This is a genomic window from Kitasatospora sp. NPDC087271 (genome assembly GCF_044744605.1).
Lineage (GTDB): Bacteria > Actinomycetota > Actinomycetes > Streptomycetales > Streptomycetaceae > Kitasatospora.
This window is the reverse complement of sequence record NZ_JBIUYQ010000004.1, coordinates 82980-98771: the sequence shown is the minus strand read 5'-3', so window position 1 is coordinate 98771 and position 15792 is coordinate 82980. Positions and strand designations below refer to the sequence as shown.

The window sequence follows — 15792 nt, the reverse complement described above, 5'->3', positions numbered from 1 at the left end:
GAACCGACCGAACCGACTCAACCCGCCGACCCGATCCGACCGGCCCGGGCGGCCGCACCACCGAAGGGGAACGGCATGGCCCACCTGGTCGCGGTACTCGCCCTCGACGGCGTGATCGCCTTCGAACTCGGCATCCCCGCCCGCATCTTCGGCGGCGCCAAGGACCCGGCCGGACGGCCGCTCTACGAGGTCGCCACCTGCACGCTGGACGGCCGGCCGGTCGCCACCAGCGCGGACTTCCGGATCAGCGTCGACCACGGGCCGGAACTGCTGGAGCGGGCCGACACGGTGGTGATCCCGGCCTCCGCCGACGCGAGCACGGCCACCGTCGACGCCGCCTTCACCCCCGAACTGGCCGCCGCACTGCGCCGGATCCGGCCCGGCACCCGTCTGATGTCGATCTGCACCGGCTCCTTCCTGCTGGCCGCCGCCGGACTGCTGGACGGCCGCCCGGCCACCACCCACTGGCGCTACACGCGGCGCTTCGCCGAGCTGTACCCGAAGGTGCGGCTGGACCCGGACGTGCTCTACACCGACGACGGCGACCTCCTCACCTCCGGCGGGGTGGCCGCCGGGGTGGACCTGTGCCTGCACGTGGTCCGCCGCGACCACGGCAGCGCGGTGGCCAACGCGGTGGCCCGCAGCTGCCTGGTGCCGCCGTGGCGCGAGGGCGGCCAGAAGCAGTACGTCGAGGCCCCGAGCCCGGTGGACTCCACCGGCCACGGCACCGCCGCCGTCCGCGCGTGGGCACTGGAACACCTGGACCAGCCGCTGGCGCTGCGCCAACTCGCCGACCGGGCGGGCATGAGCGTGCGGACCTTCACCCGGCGCTTCCGCGAGGAGACCGGCGCCAGCCCCGGGAAGTGGCTCACCGTGCAGCGCACCGAGCGGGCCCGGCAGCTGCTGGAGCGCACCGACCTGACGATCGACCAAGTCGCCCGGGAGTCCGGTTTCGGCACCGCCGCCTCGCTCCGGCTGCAACTGCGCGACCGGCTGGACGTCGCCCCGAGCGCCTACCGGCGCACCTTCCGCACCGTCCCCGGGTGACCCCGGGCGGCTTCAGGTGCCCTGGGCGGCTCTCGGCCGAGTGGCCGGAAAGCGCCGCCGGATGACGGCGGGTCGGATGGCAGCCGGCCGCGTGCACCCCGAGCACGGCGCGGCCGGCCGCCATCCAATCGCGACGCACGGGCCCTGAACCCGCGCCGCGCCCTCCGCACTCGCCAAGGAGCGCCCGCGACCGGCGATCCACGGCCCCCCTGCTGGCGTGGTCCCCCTGGACAACAGCACCGCGGCGGCGTTCGGGCGTCCCCTCGGCGTCCCCTCACTGACGGAGAGCCGCACCCAAGCGTGATCAGTCGGATACGTCACGTCAATGGGTAGTCCGAAATTCGGAATGGTTGCGTCAACTTTCGGCCGGTGATCTCCGCCGGCGATCACCGGCGGGATCGGCAGCGAACCGCGCGGGCCCCGGGGCTGCCGCTGCCGCTACTGCGCCAGCGCCGCCCAGTCCACGCCCGCCAACGGGTCCGCCGGCCGGGCATCCGCACCGATCTCGCACCACACCCGCTTGCCCGAGCCGTCCGGGAACCAGCCCCAGCGCTCGCAGAGCAGCTCGACCAGCTCCAGGCCGCGCCCGTTGGTGGCGTTCTCGTCCGCCCCGGCGTGCCGCGGGGCGGGGGCCGTCCGGCTCGCGTCGGCGACCTCCACCCGCAGCGGGCCGGCCGGCTCGCCGCCCGCCTGGTCCTCCTCCACCGGCAGACAGAGCCGTAGCACCGCCGGACACCCGGTGTGCACCACGGCGTTGGTCACCAGCTCGGAGACCACCAGCACCACCGTCTCGGCGACCGGCGCGTCCGGGTCCACCCCGTGGTTCAGCAGCCGCGAGCGCACCCACCGACGGGCCCGGCCGACCTCGGCGGGGTCCGCCTGCACCGCCAGCTGTACCTGAAGAACCTGCACCGCTCCACCACCCGCACTCGCAGTTCGGCCATCGTCCCGATCGGGCCGGATCGTCCAGCCGGCGAACCCTCGCACATCGCCCGGTGCCACCCGGGCCCTCGGCCGGGCTCCCGCCCGGCGCTCACCCGACCTGTCCCGTCCGGGCCAACTCGTCCGGGCCAACTCGTCCGTCGCGCACTGGCCGCGACTCGATTACGCCTCAGGATGAGTGGGCGGACGGACCTCGGCAAGCGCTTCGGGCATATTCCAGCGATCGGGGGACAGCTCAGTGCATACTGTCCCGTTCACTCTCGCGAGCCTCGCACCGGCACTCGTCCGGCCCGGGCCGACCCGCCGGTCCCGCAGTGGCGAACCTACCTCCGGACGCCCCGCGCACCCGGCCCGCCACTCGCGAACCACCCGTGCGACATATGTCCAACGGCCTTCGAACAGTGGCCTCCAAGGACCGCCCCGCGCACGGGCCGCCGGTCCGAGCGACAACCGGGCGACGGCCGGGCGACGACCCGGCTGGCGACCCGGGCGACGATCCGCAGGCCCGGGTTCCGTTCTTCGGGGAATGCTCCCGCCGCCGACCGGCCGCAAGATACCGTTGGGTACGCCAGCGAAACCCGGGCAGGAGGGTCGGTTCCCGATGGCCACCCCCGACCGCGCGCCGCGCTGGGACGAGCAGCTCCAACGCCGCCTCGCCCGCGGCGAGGAGACCGCGCTCGGCGAGATCTACGACCAGCTCGCGCCGATGGTGCACGGACTGGCCGGGCGGATACTCGCCGACCAGGCCGCCGCCGCCCAGCTCACCCGGGAGATATTCGCCCAGGTCTGGGAGCACCCCGAGGACTTCGACCCCGCCCAGGGCTCGCTGCGCTCCTGGCTCGGCGCGCTCACCCACCGCCGCGCGGTCGACCGGCTGCGGGCGCGGCGGGCCGCCGAGCGGGTACCGGGCGTCCCGGGCGGCGGACTTGACGGACCGGGAGGCAGCGAGGGCGCGGCCGAGGCGGAGATCCGAGCCGTGGCCACCGCCGCGCGCATGCAGTACGTGGTGGACTCCCTGCCCCAACCCCTGCGTGAGACCATCGCGGTGACGTACTACGACGGCCGCACCTACCAGGAGACGGCCCGGCTGCTCGGCATCAGCGAGCAGGCCGCCAAGCAGCGGATGCGGCTCGGCCTGGAACTGCTGGCCACCGAACTGGCCGAGGAGCGCGCCCGCCACGACGAACGGCACGGCCGCGAGGACGACCGGGAAGACACGGACGACGCGGGCGACAGGGACGACGGGGACAGGGGCGCATGAGCGAGCGGAGCGAGCCCACCACCGAGGAGCAGCACGACGCCCTGCGCTCGCTGCTCGGCGCCTGGGCCCTCGGCGCCTGCCCGAGCCATGACGCCGCCGAGCTGGAGCGGCACCTGCGCACCTGCCCGGAGTGCGCCGAGGAGGCCGCCCGGCTGCGCGAGGCGGCGGGCTGGCTCGCCCTGGACGAGCCGCTCGACCAGCCCAACTCGCTGCGCCAGCAGGTGCTCGACTGGTGCCTGGCCCGCCGACCGGCCGAACTGCCCGTCCCCGCCTGGGGCATGCCGTACACCGCGGAGACGGCCAAGCTCGACGCGCTGCTGCGCGACCTCGGCCCGGAGGAGTGGCAGGAGGTGGCGGACCTGCCGTGGCACGGCGGCACCGGGCGGCTGCGCCCGGCCGAGGTGCTGTGCCACCTCGCCGCCGTGGACGGCTATCTGGCGCTCGCCCTCGGCCTGCCCGACCCGGTGCCGGCCGGCCCGGGCGCCGCACCGGCCCCGGCCGCCCGGCGGGTGCCGCCGCAGGAGCCGGCCGCGCGGCCGCCGGCGCTCCGGATCCCGCCCCGGGTCCCGCCGCAGGGCGGGCCGTACGCCGGGATCGCCGAACGCACCGCCCGGCTGGTCGCCGACCGGGCCGGCCTCCCGCCGCAGTCGGTGCGGGAGCGGTGGCGGCGGCAGACCCACGACCTGGTGCGCACCGCCGCGCTCGCCCCGCAGGGCAACACCCCCGTCGACTACGGCTTCGCCGTGCTGCCACTGCGCGACGCCTTCGTGGACCGCGCCTTCGAGTGCTACGTGCACGGCGAGGACGTGGCCCGCGCGGTCGCCTACCCGTACGACCCGCCGGCGCCCCAGCACCTGCGGCAGATGGTGGACCTGGCGGTCCGGATGGTCCCGCGGGCACTGGCCGACCTGCGTGCCGCCCGCGCCACCCGTCCCGAGCCCGCCGGGGCCCCGGCCCTCCCGCCCGTGGCGGACCAGGGTCAGGGCCGGGGCCGGCGGCTGCGGCTGGTGATCGACGGCCCGGCGGCCGGCGAGTGGCTGATACCGCTGGACGGGCCGGAGTCGGGGCCGCCCGGCGGCGAGCCGGTGGCCTCGATGGTGCTGGACGGCCTGGAGCTCTGCCACCTGGCCGCCGCGCACCGCGATCCGGACCGGCTGCCGGTCGGCGAGCACGGCGACCGGGCCGCGATCCGCGAGGTGCTGCACGCCCTGCCGCTGCTGTCGCGGCCGTAAGCGGCCACAGCCGCCGCAACGGCGGCAACGGCGGCAACCACACCGACCGCCGACCGCCCCGACCTCGCTACGCGAAGACCACCGTGCGGGTGCCGTTCAGCAGCACCCGGTGCTCGCTGTGCCACTTCACCGCACGGGCCAGCGCCTGGCACTCGACGTCCCGGCCGAGCGCGACCAGCTGGTCCGGGGTGACGTCGTGGGTCACCCGGGCCACCTCCTGCTCGATGATCGGGCCCTCGTCGAGGTCGGCGGTGACGTAGTGCGCGGTGGCGCCGATCAGCTTCACGCCCCGGGCGTGCGCCTGGTGGTAGGGCTTGGCGCCCTTGAAGCTCGGCAGGAAGGAGTGGTGGATGTTGATCACCCGGCCGGACAGCGCGGTGCACAGCTGGTCCGAGAGCACCTGCATGTAGCGGGCCAGCACGACCAGCTCGACGTCCTCCTTGGCGACCAGGTCCAGCAGCTGCTGCTCGGCGTCGGCCTTGGTGTCCCGGGTGACCGGAATGTGGTGGAACGGGACGCCGTAGCTCTCGGTCAGGTCGCGCAGGTCGGTGTGGTTGGACACCACCGCGGCGATCTCCACCGGCAGGGCGCCGATCCGGGTGCGGTAGAGCAGGTCGTTCAGGCAGTGCCCGAACTTGCTGACCATGAGGACGATCCGCATCCGCTGCTCGGTCGGGTGGATCTGCCAGTCCATCCCGAACGAGGCCCCGATCGCCGCGAAGCTGGCCCGCAGCTTGTCGGCGGTGACCGGCTCGGCGGCGGAGAAGTGCACCCGCATGAAGAACAGCCCGCTGTCCCCGTCGCCGAACTGCTGGCTGTCGATGATGTTGCAGCCGGTCATGAAGAGGTAGCTGGAGACGGCGTGGACGATGCCCTGCTTGTCGGGGCAGGACAGCGTGAGGACGTACTGGGCGCTGGCCGGCTGCTGGTCCACTGGGGGTATCCCGTCCTGAGGTCGTGGCGTTCGTGGGTGGTCCAGCGTGTCACATCCTGGACAGCCGCCGCCCCGCTGCCCGTACTGCGGGACGGCACTGCTCAGCGGCCCGACCGGACACCCGACCGGACGCCCGGCCGGCGCCCCCCGGCGGCCCCGCCGTCGGCCCGGGCTCAGACCCGGGCTCAGACCCGGGTGAGGATGCGCAGCACGTCCAGCGACTTGGGCGCCGCGTCCGGGTCGTCCCCGTCGTTCACCGCCAGCGCGACGTGCGCCTCGCGCGCGGCCCGGACCGCCTCCGGCCAGCCGGGGTGGCCGAAGTAGGCGGAGGCGTGGGCGTCCGCGCCGACCTCGTGCAGCAGCTGGACCACCCGCAGCACCGCGACGTCGACCAGGGCGGCCTCGGCGGAGTCGCGGAAGATCGTGCCCACGTACTTCTCGGCCGACCAGTGGTCCAGCCAGGTGTCCTCGACCAGCCGGTAGACGGCGTCGGTCACGTCGCCGTACCCCTCCCGGCCGTTCAGCCAGGTCTCCTGCTGGAAACCGGGGTCGGACAACATGTGCAGCGCCGAGCGCAGTCGGGCTCGCCAGCGCCACCAGGGCAGGTCGTTGAGCGGCATGCCGTTCATCGTGCTGGAGCGGTGGCCCGGACGAGAAGTGTTTCGGGCAGACCGATGCGAAGAATCTGTGCTGGCGGACATGGAGAACGATCGTACGTTCCCTGTCCGTTCGTACTCCACTCCCGATCTACACGCGTACCCCGCCTGATTTCAGCTCCCGTTACCCGGCCGTTCGTACTTCGGCCCTCTCGGCGTGTGGCGCCGGGGCTTGGCTTGCTCCGGTGCGCCGGATGGCGCCCCAGAGAGGGAAGACCGATGACCAGCCGAAGGGACCCGTTCCGACCCCGGCACCAGTTCGCGCGGCGCCGCCGCCGCCCGATCGCCGCGGCCGCCACCGCCGCGGCCCTGCTCCCCACCCTCTTCTCGGCCTCCGCGTGCGGCGGACCGGCCGATGCCTCCACCAACGGCGGCGACCTCACCGTGATGACCTGGTCCCCGTCCGGCACCGGCTCCGCCGACCGGCCCGGCATGACCGCGCTCGCCGAGGCGATCGGCCGGGACGTCAACCTCAAGGGCGGACTGAACGGCCGCCGGCTGCAGGTGCTCACCTGCAACGAGCACAACACCTCCGAAGGCGCCAAGGCCTGCGCCCAGCGGGCGGTGGACGCCAAGGCGGTCGCCGTGATCGGCTCCTACAGCCAGTACGGCTTCGACTTCATGCCCGTCCTGGAGCGCGCCGGCATCCCCCTGATCGGCGGCTACGGGCTCTCCCAGCCCGAGTTCAGCAGCCCGCTCTCGTACCCGGTGGACGGCGGCATGCCCGCACTGATCGGCGGCAGCGGCCGTCAGCTGGTCGAAGCCGGCTGCAAGGCCGTCGCACTCGTCCGCCCGGACACCCCGTCCGGCGACAACCTGCTCGGCTACCTGGCCAACGCGCTCAAGCCGGCCGGCATCAAGCTGCTCGACGTCAAGGCACCCGAGCAGTCCACCGACTACACGGCGGTGGCCCGCAAGGCGATCGGCCGGGACGAAGCGGCGAACTGCGTCACCAGCGCCCTCGCCGCCGAGCCGACCGGCAACCTGCTGGACTCCTACCGTCGGCTGAACCCGAGGAACACCCGGTTCGCCTCGGTGATCGGCAGCGTGCAGCAGTCGGTGGTCGACTCCACCGGCGGCGACTCCGGCCCGCTGGCCGGCACCTACGTCACCAGCTGGTACCCGCCGGAGTCGGCGAAGGTCTGGGACGGGCTGCGCGCGGTGGTGCGCGCCGACACCACCGGCGGCCACACCATCGACGTCTCCGATCCCGGCGTGCAGACCACCTGGGTCGCGTACGAGGTGTTCCGGCTGGTCGCCGAGAAGGTCGCGGCGTCCGGCCGGCAGGTCACCGAGAAGACCGTCACCGGGCTGCTGGACAGCGGCGAGGGCATCGACGTCGGCCTCACCCCGCCGCTGAACTGGGGCACCCCCAACATGCTGCCCAGCACCGAGTCCCCGCGGCTGGTGAACACCTGGGTCACCTACCAGGTGGTCAAGGGCGGCCGGATGACCCTGCAGCAGCCGGGCTTCGTGGACATCCGCTGGGTGCTCACCGGGGGCCGCCCGCCGGCGTGACGCCCGGGCGGCGCAGCACGGACGGCGAAGGACAGCCGACGCAGCACGGGCGGCGCAGCACGGACGACAGGGGGGACGGACGGCGAAGGGGCGGGCCGGCGGGCCCGTTCCCCCGTCCGTCCTACAGGTCGCCGTCGCTGCGGCTGGGCAGGCCGGTCTGGGCGGCGATCGCGTTCCACAGGGTCGAGGCCTGCTTCTTCGCGGTGGTCGCCGTGCCGCTGGCCTGGACGGCGTTCTTGTAGTGCTGGTTGTCCAGCTTCTTGGGGTCGCAGGCGCCGGGCGCCTGCGAGTCCCCGGCCCAGGCCGCGTACTCGTCGTCGGCCTGCGCGGAGGCGGTCCACGCCGCATTGAGCTGCTCGACCAGCTGCTGGCCGCCGGGCAGCTTGTCGGCCTTCAGCTGGCCGAGCTTGGTCTGGAGTTCGCGCCGCTTGCCGGCCGCGCCGGTGAGCGCCTGCTGCGACTCGGGCAGCTTGTCGCACTTCTGCACCGCGGCGACCGCGCCGACCACCGCCGAGCGGCTGTCGCTCGCGGTGCCGAGCAGGTCCGACAGCGGCTGCGCCTGGGCCTTGACCGCCGGGTCGACGGTGGTGCCCGAGCTGCTCGCGCTCGCCGTGCCGGGGGTGGCGCTGCCGGTGGCGGCCACCGGGAGGGTCTTCTTGGCGTCGGCGGCGGGGGTGGTGTCGTCCCCGTTCACCAGGACGGCGACCAGGATGCCGGCCACCGCGAAACCGGCCACCACCCCACCGATGATCAGCTTGTTGGACGGGCGGCCGCCCCGGGCGGCCGGAGCCTGCGCGCCCGCCTGGGTGGTGTCGAAGCCCTGCCCGTGGTCCTGGGCGTAGCCCTGCCCGTGCCCGTGGTCCTGCCCGTAGCCCTGGCCGTAGTTCTGCCCGTAGTCCTGACCGGGGTAGGCCGGCGCCGGCTGCGGCTGCCCGGCCTGCGAGTAGCCCTGGTAGCCGCCCGGGCCGGGCTGCTGCGGGTAGCCGGCCTGGGACTGGCCCGTGGGGTACCCGCCCGCGTACGGGTCCGCGCCCGGGTACGGCGGGAGGTGCTGCGTCTCCGGCGCCGGCTCGTGCTGCGGGACGCCGTAACCGGGCTGCGGAGCGCCGGCCCACGGGGCGGGCTGGGCCGGCATGGCCTGGGTCGGCCGCGCGTGCCCGCCCTCGCCGAGGTACTCCGGCTGCCCGGACGGCTGCCCCACCGGCGGCACGCCCGTCTGCCCCTGCGGGTGGCCCTGGGGGTGACCCTGCGGCTGGCCCGGCGCGCCGCCCTGGGTCTGGCCGGGCTCGGGGCGGAACAGGTCGTCCAGGTTGAAGTCACCCGAGTTGGGGTACGAGCGGCGCTGGCTCAACGCGATTCCTCACCTGTGCACGACCGCGCGCTGACGGCGGACCACATCTCGTCGGTTCTTGGGGGCATCACAGTTCCTTGGACGTCACACCCACGCTACCGGTTCGCCGAACCGGGTGACCACGCGGGCGGGACATCCCTCACGCTCCCCTCACGCCGCCCCGCCGGGGCCCGGGGCCTTGGACCCGCCCTGGTGCCCCGGGCGCGACACTAGGCGGCCTCCGCATCCGCCCGGGCGTGGAACTCGCGGACCACCCGCTGCTCCCGGTAGGGCTCCAGCCTGCGCCGGAACTCGTCCAGGTACTCCACGCCCCGGTTGGACCGCAGCCCGCTCAGCAGCCGGACCGCCTGCGCGCCCGTCTCACAGGCGCGTTCGAGGTCCCGCTGCTGCAACTGGGCGGTGGCGAGCAGGACGAGGTCCACCGCGCGGCGGCGGACCCGGGTCGGCGGGTGCAGGTCGAGCGCCCGGCGGGCGTAGTGCTCGGCCTGGCCGGCCTGCTCCAAGTCCCGGTGGCAGTGGGCCAGTTCGTCCGACAGGTAGGCGTCGTCGAAGTGGACGATCCAGTCCGGGTCGTCCTCCGGGCGGCGCTTCTCCATCATCTCCAGCGCCTTGGCCGACACCGCCTCGCAGGAGCGGGCGTCCCCCAGCAGGGCGTGGCCGCGGGCCTCGGCGGCGTAGAACATCGCCATCGCCGTCGGGGTGGCGACCGTCCGGGCGCCCTCCTGCGCGGCGCGGGCGAGCTGGGCGATCTCCCGCGGGTTGCCGAGCGTCGCCGCCAGGTGGCTCATCGACGCCGCCAGCACGTAGCCGCCGTAGCCGCGGTCGTCGGCCGCCTGGGCGAGCCGGAGCGCCTGGATGTAGTAGCGCTGGGCCAGGCCGGGCTGGCCGGTGTCCACCGCCATGTATCCGGCCAGTTCGGTCAACCGGGCCACCGCGGCGAAGAGTTGGCGCCCGGTCTCGTCCCGGTACGCCCCGCCGAGCAGGCTGGAGACCACCGAGTTGAGGTAGTGCACGACCACCGGGCGCACGTGACCGCTGCCGAAGCGGTGGTCCAGGTCGACCAGCATCGCGGTGGTGGCCTTGATCGCGGCCACGTCGGTCGGGCCGACCCGGGGGCCGCCGGTGCGGGCCACCACCGGGTCGGGCGGGGTGATCAGCCAGTCCCGGCTGGGCTCCACCAGCGCAGAGGCCGCGACCGTGGCCCCGGTCAGGAAGTCCCGCCGCCCGACGTCGCTGCGCCAGAGCTCGCAGACCTGCTCCAGGGCGGCGTTCAGGGTCGGCGCGAACTGGAGCCCGATGCCGGAGCTGAGGTTCTTGCCGTCGGCCATGCCGATCTCCTCGACCGACACGCTGCGGCCGAGCTTGCGGCCGAGGGCCTCGGCGATCACGGCCGGCGCCTGCCCGCGCGGCTGCTGCCCGCGCAGCCAGCGGGCGACGGAGGTCTTGTCGTACCGCAGGTCCAGACCGTGCTCGGCGCCGCAGAGGTTGACCCTCCGGGCCAGGCCGGCGTTGGAGCAGCTGGCCTCCTGGATCAGTTGCTGCAGACGCTCGTTGGGCTGTCGTGCGACGAGTGGTCTTGCGGCCATTGGGTTTCGCCTCCCCACACCCTCCGGTCCCGGCCGGCGGGCGACGATTCTGCTGATCTGTTGCCGACTGTCCGACCGTCCAAGGAATCTGACACCAGGTTAGCGATCAGCAACGCCAGCGGGATACCCACGGTGACGATCCGCACCCCCCACGCGCCCTGGGAAATGCTCCTGTGCGCCCCCACTGCGCCTGCCCCCGCCCGCCTCAACTCGGTCGAGTAACCGGTTCGGGTGACATTGCCGGTATGCGCCCAACCGGCTTGCGCCGGGCCGTAACCAGCCTCACACACGGTAGTTGAGCAGCGCGTGGAAGACATCCCCGACTCCCCCGACCAGGGCAAGACCGCCGCACTGCCCCCGCTGCTCATCGAAGCCGTCGGCTACGCCGAGAACCGCCACTGGGAGGTCGCTCCCGGCGCCTGGCTGATCGACGGCGACGGGCCCGCCCGCTGCTCCTGCGGCGACCGGCGCTGCCTGCTGCCGGGGGCCCACCCGCTCGACGCGGACTGGGCCCGCAAGGCGAGCGCCGGGCCGGGGGCGGTGCGGCGCTGGTGGACCGAGCGGCCGCAGGCCTCGATCCTGCTGCCCACCGGCCGGTCCTTCGACGTCCTGGACGTCCCGGAGACGGCCGGCTGCCTGGCGCTGGCGCGGATGGAGCGGATGGACCTCCAGCTGGGCCCGGTCGCGGTGCTGCCCGCCTCGCCCGGCCGGATCGGCCGGCGGCTGCACTTCCTGGTGCTGCCCGGGGTCGCGGCCAAGCTGCCGGAGATGCTCCGCAAGCTCGGCTGGCCGCCCGGCCGGCTGGACCTGGTGGCCCGCGGCGAAGGGGACTGGACGGTCGCCCCGCCCTCCCGGATCGGCGGCACCGGCTACGCCCAGTGGGCCCGCTCCCCCTCGGCGCTCAACCGCTGGCTGCCCGACGCCGCCGAGCTGATCAGCCCGCTCGCGTACGCCTGCGGACGTGAGGCGCCCGCGGCCGCCCACCCCCAGCCCGCCCAGCTGGCGGCAGCGGTGCGCTGAACGGGCGCGGCAACGGTTCACCGCCACGGTTCACCGCCGCGGTTCACCCCCCTGGTTCACCGTCTCGTGAACGGCCTCGTGAACCGCCCCGATTCACTGCCCCGATTCACCGCCCCGTGAACGGCCGCCCTCCGCCTATCGGGTGAGGGCGCGCAGCGCGCGACACCCCGCGCCCGGCTGACGGGCCTTGTCTCCCACCGGAGGCGAGGCCCGTCACACGCATGTGCGGATAAGGCCTCCGTGTACCCGCTGATCATGGGCGAAAGCCCCCCGGACGAGTGACAACGCTCAAGGATTGCCATGATCGGCCGAGGGGAGGAATTGCGGTGCGAGGGGACGCCGGAGGGAGCGCTCGGACGGGGAAGCCGGGCGAGGCGGTGGAGGGGCCGGGAGGGAATGGAGGGGATGGAGGGGACGGGAGGGACGGAGGGGACAGGGAGGGAACGGGGAGGCGAAAGGGCCCGCTGCACGGGGAGCAGCGGGCCCTTCGCGTCGTTCCGGGAAGCACGTTCCCCGGGCCCGGAAGCGTTCCACCGGACCCGGAGGGCGCGTTCCTCAGGCCTGGGCGACGAAGACGTGCTGGGCGATGTCCTTGCCCAGCTCCGCCGCGTTCTCCCCGGTGCCGACCAGCACGCCGCCGACGCCGGCGCTGACCCGCACGGTGGAGCCCGGCCGGATCCCGGCCCGGCGCAGCGTGCGCATCAGTTCGCCGTCGGTCTGGATCGGCTCGCCGATCCGGCGGACCACCACGCTGGCACCGCCGTCACCCGGCTTGACGGTGTCCAGCGGGACGAGCGCGGCGTCGAAGCCCTCGCCCTCGGCCTTGGCGTCGCCCAGCTCGTCCAGGCCCGGGATCGGGTTGCCGTACGGGGACTGGGTCGGGTGGCCGAGCATGGCGAGCACCTTGCGCTCGACCGTCTCGCTCATCACGTGCTCCCAGCGGCAGGCCTCCTCGTGGACCTGCTCCCACTCCAGTCCGATCACGTCGACGAGCAGGCACTCGGCGATGCGGTGCTTGCGCATGACGCGCACGGCGAGCCGGCGCCCGTCGTCGGTCAGTTCGAGGTGGCGGTCCCCCGCCACCTGCAACAACCCGTCGCGCTCCATCCGGCCGACCGTCTGGCTGACCGTCGGGCCGCTCTGCTCCAGTCGCTCGGCGATCCGGGCGCGCATCGGGACGATGCCTTCCTCCTCCAGCTCCAGGATGGTGCGAAGGTACATCTCAGTGGTGTCGATCAGCCCAGACATCGCCGCTGGCTCCGTTCTTCGGTGTCCTCACCGCCAATTCTGACGTACTGCACCGACAACCGGGCCCGCGCAAGGGCCCCGGGTCCCGGTTTTCGTTCCTGTTGACAGCGGTGCCGCCGGGGCGCCACGGTGCTCGCCGTAGCTTTCTCCACTGGCGGCCCGGACCCGACCGGACCGCCCCACCCGGCCGGCTCCCCCACCGGCAGAGAGCGAAGGCAACAGATGAACGACCTGGTCGGCCGGTACTTCGACGCCGCGATCGCCCATCTCCAGCGGGTCCGGGAGGAGGAGGCCGACGCCATCGAGGCCGCCGCGGCACTGCTCGCCGAGGCGATCACCGAGGGCCGCCGGGTGTTCACCTTCGGTGCCGGGCACTCCGCGCTGCCGGCCCAGGACGTGGTCTACCGGGCCGGCGGGCTGGTCCCGATGAACCTGCTGAACGTCCCCGGGATGGCGGGGGTGACGGTGATGCCCGCGCCGCTGGCCAGCGCGCTGGAGCGGGTGTCCGGCCTGGCCACCACCACCCTGGACCTGACCCCGGCCGCCTCCGGCGACCTGCTGTTCGTGATCTCGCTGTCCGGCCGCCAGGTGATGCCGGTCGAGCTGGCCCGGTACGCCCGGGAGCGCGGTCTGAAGGTGATCGGCGTGACCTCGCTGGCGTACCCGGGCGAGGTGCCCCCGGCGCACCCGTCCGGCACGTACCTGAAGGACAACTGCGACGTGGTGCTGGACAGCAAGATCGCGGTCGGGGACGGCGAGCTGACCCACCCGGCCGCCGAGACCACCTTCGGCCCGGTCTCCACCATCGTGACCAGCGCGCTCATGCAGGCCGTGGTCGCCTCGGCGGTCGGCCGGCTGGCCGACGCGGCGGCCGGGGGCACCGCCGCGGCCCCGCCGCTGTTCCGCTCCGGCAACGTCCCCGGCGGCACCGAGTGGAACGCCAAGCAGATGGCCGACAACGCCGACCGGATCCTCTACACCTACTGACGCCCACCGGTCGCGCCCACGGGCACGCCGGGCCACGCAGGGTGTCCGCCCGCCCACCGAAAGTACCCGGGCCGGACAATCCACCGGGGCATCCCGGCCATTGCGGGCGGCCCGGGGGCGGGCCAGGCGTACCGGGAAGCCGCCCGGGGCAGGAGGGCGGTGCGACCGGAGCGACGGGTGGGGGCCGGACATGGCGTCTGGGGCGGGACGGACGGGGTGGGTGCGCGAGCGGGAACTGCTGCCCGGGTTCTTCTGGGCCGCCGACGCGGCCTCGCTGCGCGGCCAGCGGCGTTCGGTGCTGCTCTCCGCCTGGGAGCTGCTCCTGCTGGTGGCCGCCGCCGCGACCGGCTCGGCCGACGGCGAGCCGTGGGCCTGGCCGGCGGCCGCCGCCTACCTCGGCGCGATCGTCCTCGCGGTGGTGATCAGCCGGCAGAACCCGCAGGGGCTCTGGTACGAGGGCCGGGCCGCCGCCGAGTCGGTCAAGACGCTGGCCTGGAAGTTCGCCGTCCGGGCGGACGCCTACCAGCCGCCGCCGCACACCCTGCCGGACGCGGAGGGCCTGTACCGCGTCCAGCTCGGCGGGGTGCTGGGCGCCTTCCGGGACAGCCGGGTGGTCACGCCGGGCGCCGGGGCGGAGCTCGCCGGGATCACGGCGGCGATGCGCGACCTGCGCGAGCAACCGCTCGCGGTGCGGCGCGAGGTGTACCTGCGGGAGCGGATCCAGGTGCAGCACGACTGGTACCGCGCCAAATCCCGGTACTGCGCCCGGGCCGGGGCCCTGGCGGGGGTGCTGGGCGTGGTGCTCCCGGCGCTCGGGCTGGTGCTCGCGGTGCTGCGGGCGCTCGGCGCGTTCACCTACGACGCGTTGGGCACCGTCTCGGCGGTGGCCGCCTCGATCACCGCGTGGGCGCAGCTGCGCCAGTACCGCCCGCTGGCCGCCGCGTACGGGCTGGCCGCCGACGAGCTGGAGCTCATCCGGCGCCAACTGGCCCGGCTGGACGTGGAGTCGGCGGACGCCGAGGAGCTCTGGGCCCGGCTGGCCCGGGACGCCGAGGACGCGGTCTCCCGCGAGCACACCACCTGGCAGGCCCGCCGGGAGATCCGCACCACCACCGACCGGGACCACTGAGGAGGCCGCAGGTGTCGTTACGGATGGTCAAGGCCCCGGACGGTCGCGCCCTCGCCGTCGAATCCCTGGGCGACCCGCGCGGCCGCCCGGTGTTCCTGCTGCACGGCATGCCCGGCAGCCGGGTGGGCCCGCACCCGCGCAGCACCGTGCTGTACCGGCTGGGGGTGCGGCTGATCTCCTACGACCGGCCCGGCTACGGCGACTCGACCCGCCAGTTCGGCCGCCGGGTGAGCGCGGCGGCCGCCGACGTGCGGGCCATCGCGGACGACCTCAAGCTGGACGGCTTCGCGGTGCTCGGCCGCTCCGGCGGCGGCCCGCACGCGCTGGCCTGCGCGGCGCTGCTGCCGGAGCGGGTCAGCCGGGTGGCGGTGCTGGTCGGCCTGGCGCCGCGCAACGCGGCCGGCCTGGACTGGTACGCCGGGATGACCCCGTCGAACGTGCACGCCTACCAGGAGGCGGAGCGCGGGCACGGCCGGATCGCCGACGCGATGGAGTTCCGCTCCCGGCAGATCAAGGACGACCCGGTCCGGCTGCTGAACGGGCTGCGACCCGAACTGTCGCCCGCCGACCGGGAGGTGGTGGCCGACAGCGGGCTGCGGCGGATGCTGCAGAGCAACTACCGGGAGGCGTTCCGGCACGGCGCGGACGGCTGGATCGACGACGTGCTGGCGTTCACCGCCGACTGGGGGTTCAAGGTCGAGGACATCGCGGTGCCGAGCTGGCTGTGGCACGGCACCGACGACCAGTTCTCCCCGGTCGAGCACTCCCGCTGGCTGGGCGACCACATCCCCGGCGCCGAGCTCTTCCTGGAGCCCGGCGCCGCGCACTTCGGCGCTTTCCGGGTGCTGACCACCGCCCTGGCCTGGGCGGCGGGCTGAGGC

Annotated in this window: 14 protein-coding genes; 8 read left to right on the top strand and 6 right to left on the bottom strand. The window is 74.4% G+C overall.

What is annotated here, in order from left to right; genetic code table 11:
• The first annotated feature begins 75 nt into the window (after positions 1–75).
• Positions 76–1047 carry a helix-turn-helix domain-containing protein gene (locus tag ACIO9K_RS09235; protein ID WP_363619143.1) on the top strand — a complete coding sequence of 324 codons (972 nt, stop codon included), beginning with the start codon at positions 76–78 and terminating at the stop codon, positions 1045–1047.
• 438 nt (positions 1048–1485) lie between these two features.
• Here the strand turns inward: ACIO9K_RS09235 and ACIO9K_RS09230 are convergent, their stop codons facing one another.
• On the bottom strand, positions 1486–1959 hold the full coding sequence (locus ACIO9K_RS09230; protein ID WP_063348164.1) for an ATP-binding protein: 474 nt from the start codon (positions 1957–1959) through the stop codon (positions 1486–1488).
• Between the two features lie 631 nt (positions 1960–2590).
• On the opposite strand from ACIO9K_RS09230, the gene ACIO9K_RS09225 reads away from it, so the two are divergent.
• Both ACIO9K_RS09225 and ACIO9K_RS09220 read left to right on the top strand, forming a co-directional pair.
• Entirely contained in the window at positions 2591–3250 is a 660-nt protein-coding gene (locus ACIO9K_RS09225; RefSeq protein ID WP_400328130.1) for a sigma-70 family RNA polymerase sigma factor, read from the top strand.
• Complete coding sequence (locus ACIO9K_RS09220) at positions 3247–4482, top strand: zf-HC2 domain-containing protein (protein ID WP_400328128.1); 1236 nt, start codon at positions 3247–3249, stop codon at positions 4480–4482. The genes ACIO9K_RS09225 and ACIO9K_RS09220 overlap by 4 nt, the downstream gene beginning before the upstream one ends.
• Positions 4483–4549: 67 nt before the next feature.
• Here the strand turns inward: ACIO9K_RS09220 and purU are convergent, their stop codons facing one another.
• A complete protein-coding gene (purU, locus tag ACIO9K_RS09215) occupies positions 4550–5416 on the bottom strand; it encodes a formyltetrahydrofolate deformylase (protein ID WP_371517487.1) in 867 nt (288 codons plus the stop codon).
• Between the two features lie 185 nt (positions 5417–5601).
• Positions 5602–6117 (bottom strand): hypothetical protein, encoded by a 516-nt coding sequence (locus ACIO9K_RS09210; RefSeq protein WP_079135686.1) that lies wholly within the window; start codon positions 6115–6117, stop codon positions 5602–5604.
• Between the two features lie 174 nt (positions 6118–6291).
• On the opposite strand from ACIO9K_RS09210, the gene ACIO9K_RS09205 reads away from it, so the two are divergent.
• A complete protein-coding gene (locus ACIO9K_RS09205) occupies positions 6292–7590 on the top strand; it encodes an ABC transporter substrate-binding protein (RefSeq protein WP_400328126.1) in 1299 nt (432 codons plus the stop codon).
• Between the two features lie 121 nt (positions 7591–7711).
• Here the strand turns inward: ACIO9K_RS09205 and ACIO9K_RS09200 are convergent, their stop codons facing one another.
• Together ACIO9K_RS09200 and ACIO9K_RS09195 are read right to left on the bottom strand one after the other, a co-directional pair.
• Complete coding sequence (locus tag ACIO9K_RS09200; protein ID WP_400328124.1) at positions 7712–8941, bottom strand: hypothetical protein; 1230 nt, start codon at positions 8939–8941, stop codon at positions 7712–7714.
• A gap of 209 nt (positions 8942–9150) precedes the next feature.
• Positions 9151–10527 (bottom strand): transcriptional regulator, encoded by a 1377-nt coding sequence (locus ACIO9K_RS09195; RefSeq protein WP_363619137.1) that lies wholly within the window; start codon positions 10525–10527, stop codon positions 9151–9153.
• A gap of 315 nt (positions 10528–10842) precedes the next feature.
• Here ACIO9K_RS09195 and ACIO9K_RS09190 point away from each other — a divergent pair, with 315 nt between their 5' ends.
• Positions 10843–11547 carry a bifunctional DNA primase/polymerase gene (locus ACIO9K_RS09190; protein ID WP_400328405.1) on the top strand — a complete coding sequence of 235 codons (705 nt, stop codon included), beginning with the start codon at positions 10843–10845 and terminating at the stop codon, positions 11545–11547.
• A 555-nt stretch (positions 11548–12102) separates the two neighbouring features.
• Here ACIO9K_RS09190 and ACIO9K_RS09185 read toward each other — a convergent pair.
• Positions 12103–12795 (bottom strand): metal-dependent transcriptional regulator, encoded by a 693-nt coding sequence (locus ACIO9K_RS09185; protein WP_350877579.1) that lies wholly within the window; start codon positions 12793–12795, stop codon positions 12103–12105.
• A gap of 222 nt (positions 12796–13017) precedes the next feature.
• Here ACIO9K_RS09185 and ACIO9K_RS09180 point away from each other — a divergent pair, with 222 nt between their 5' ends.
• From ACIO9K_RS09180 to ACIO9K_RS09170, 3 genes are all read left to right on the top strand, one after another.
• Positions 13018–13782 carry a sugar isomerase domain-containing protein gene (locus tag ACIO9K_RS09180; RefSeq protein WP_363619136.1) on the top strand — a complete coding sequence of 255 codons (765 nt, stop codon included), beginning with the start codon at positions 13018–13020 and terminating at the stop codon, positions 13780–13782.
• A gap of 220 nt (positions 13783–14002) precedes the next feature.
• A complete protein-coding gene (locus ACIO9K_RS09175; protein WP_363585002.1) occupies positions 14003–14911 on the top strand; it encodes a DUF4231 domain-containing protein in 909 nt (302 codons plus the stop codon).
• Between the two features lie 23 nt (positions 14912–14934).
• The gene (locus ACIO9K_RS09170) at positions 14935–15789 is read left to right on the top strand and encodes an alpha/beta hydrolase (RefSeq protein WP_363585072.1); all 855 of its coding nucleotides are present in this window, start codon (positions 14935–14937) and stop codon (positions 15787–15789) included.
• Positions 15790–15792 lie beyond the last annotated feature (3 nt).

Bases quoted from the DNA above. Each gene is read 5' to 3' on its own strand.
- ACIO9K_RS09225 (WP_400328130.1), top strand. From the start codon at position 2,591: ATGGCCACCCCCGACCGCGCGCCGCGCTGGGACGAGCAGCTCCAACGC.
- ACIO9K_RS09220 (WP_400328128.1), top strand. From the start codon at position 3,247: ATGAGCGAGCGGAGCGAGCCCACCACCGAGGAGCAGCACGACGCCCTG.
- ACIO9K_RS09195 (WP_363619137.1), bottom strand. From the start codon at position 10,527: ATGGCCGCAAGACCACTCGTCGCACGACAGCCCAACGAGCGTCTGCAG.
- ACIO9K_RS09205 (WP_400328126.1), top strand. From the start codon at position 6,292: ATGACCAGCCGAAGGGACCCGTTCCGACCCCGGCACCAGTTCGCGCGG.
- ACIO9K_RS09210 (WP_079135686.1), bottom strand. From the start codon at position 6,117: ATGTCCGCCAGCACAGATTCTTCGCATCGGTCTGCCCGAAACACTTCT.
- ACIO9K_RS09180 (WP_363619136.1), top strand. From the start codon at position 13,018: ATGAACGACCTGGTCGGCCGGTACTTCGACGCCGCGATCGCCCATCTC.
- ACIO9K_RS09170 (WP_363585072.1), top strand. From the start codon at position 14,935: ATGGTCAAGGCCCCGGACGGTCGCGCCCTCGCCGTCGAATCCCTGGGC.
- ACIO9K_RS09185 (WP_350877579.1), bottom strand. From the start codon at position 12,795: ATGTCTGGGCTGATCGACACCACTGAGATGTACCTTCGCACCATCCTG.
- ACIO9K_RS09235 (WP_363619143.1), top strand. From the start codon at position 76: ATGGCCCACCTGGTCGCGGTACTCGCCCTCGACGGCGTGATCGCCTTC.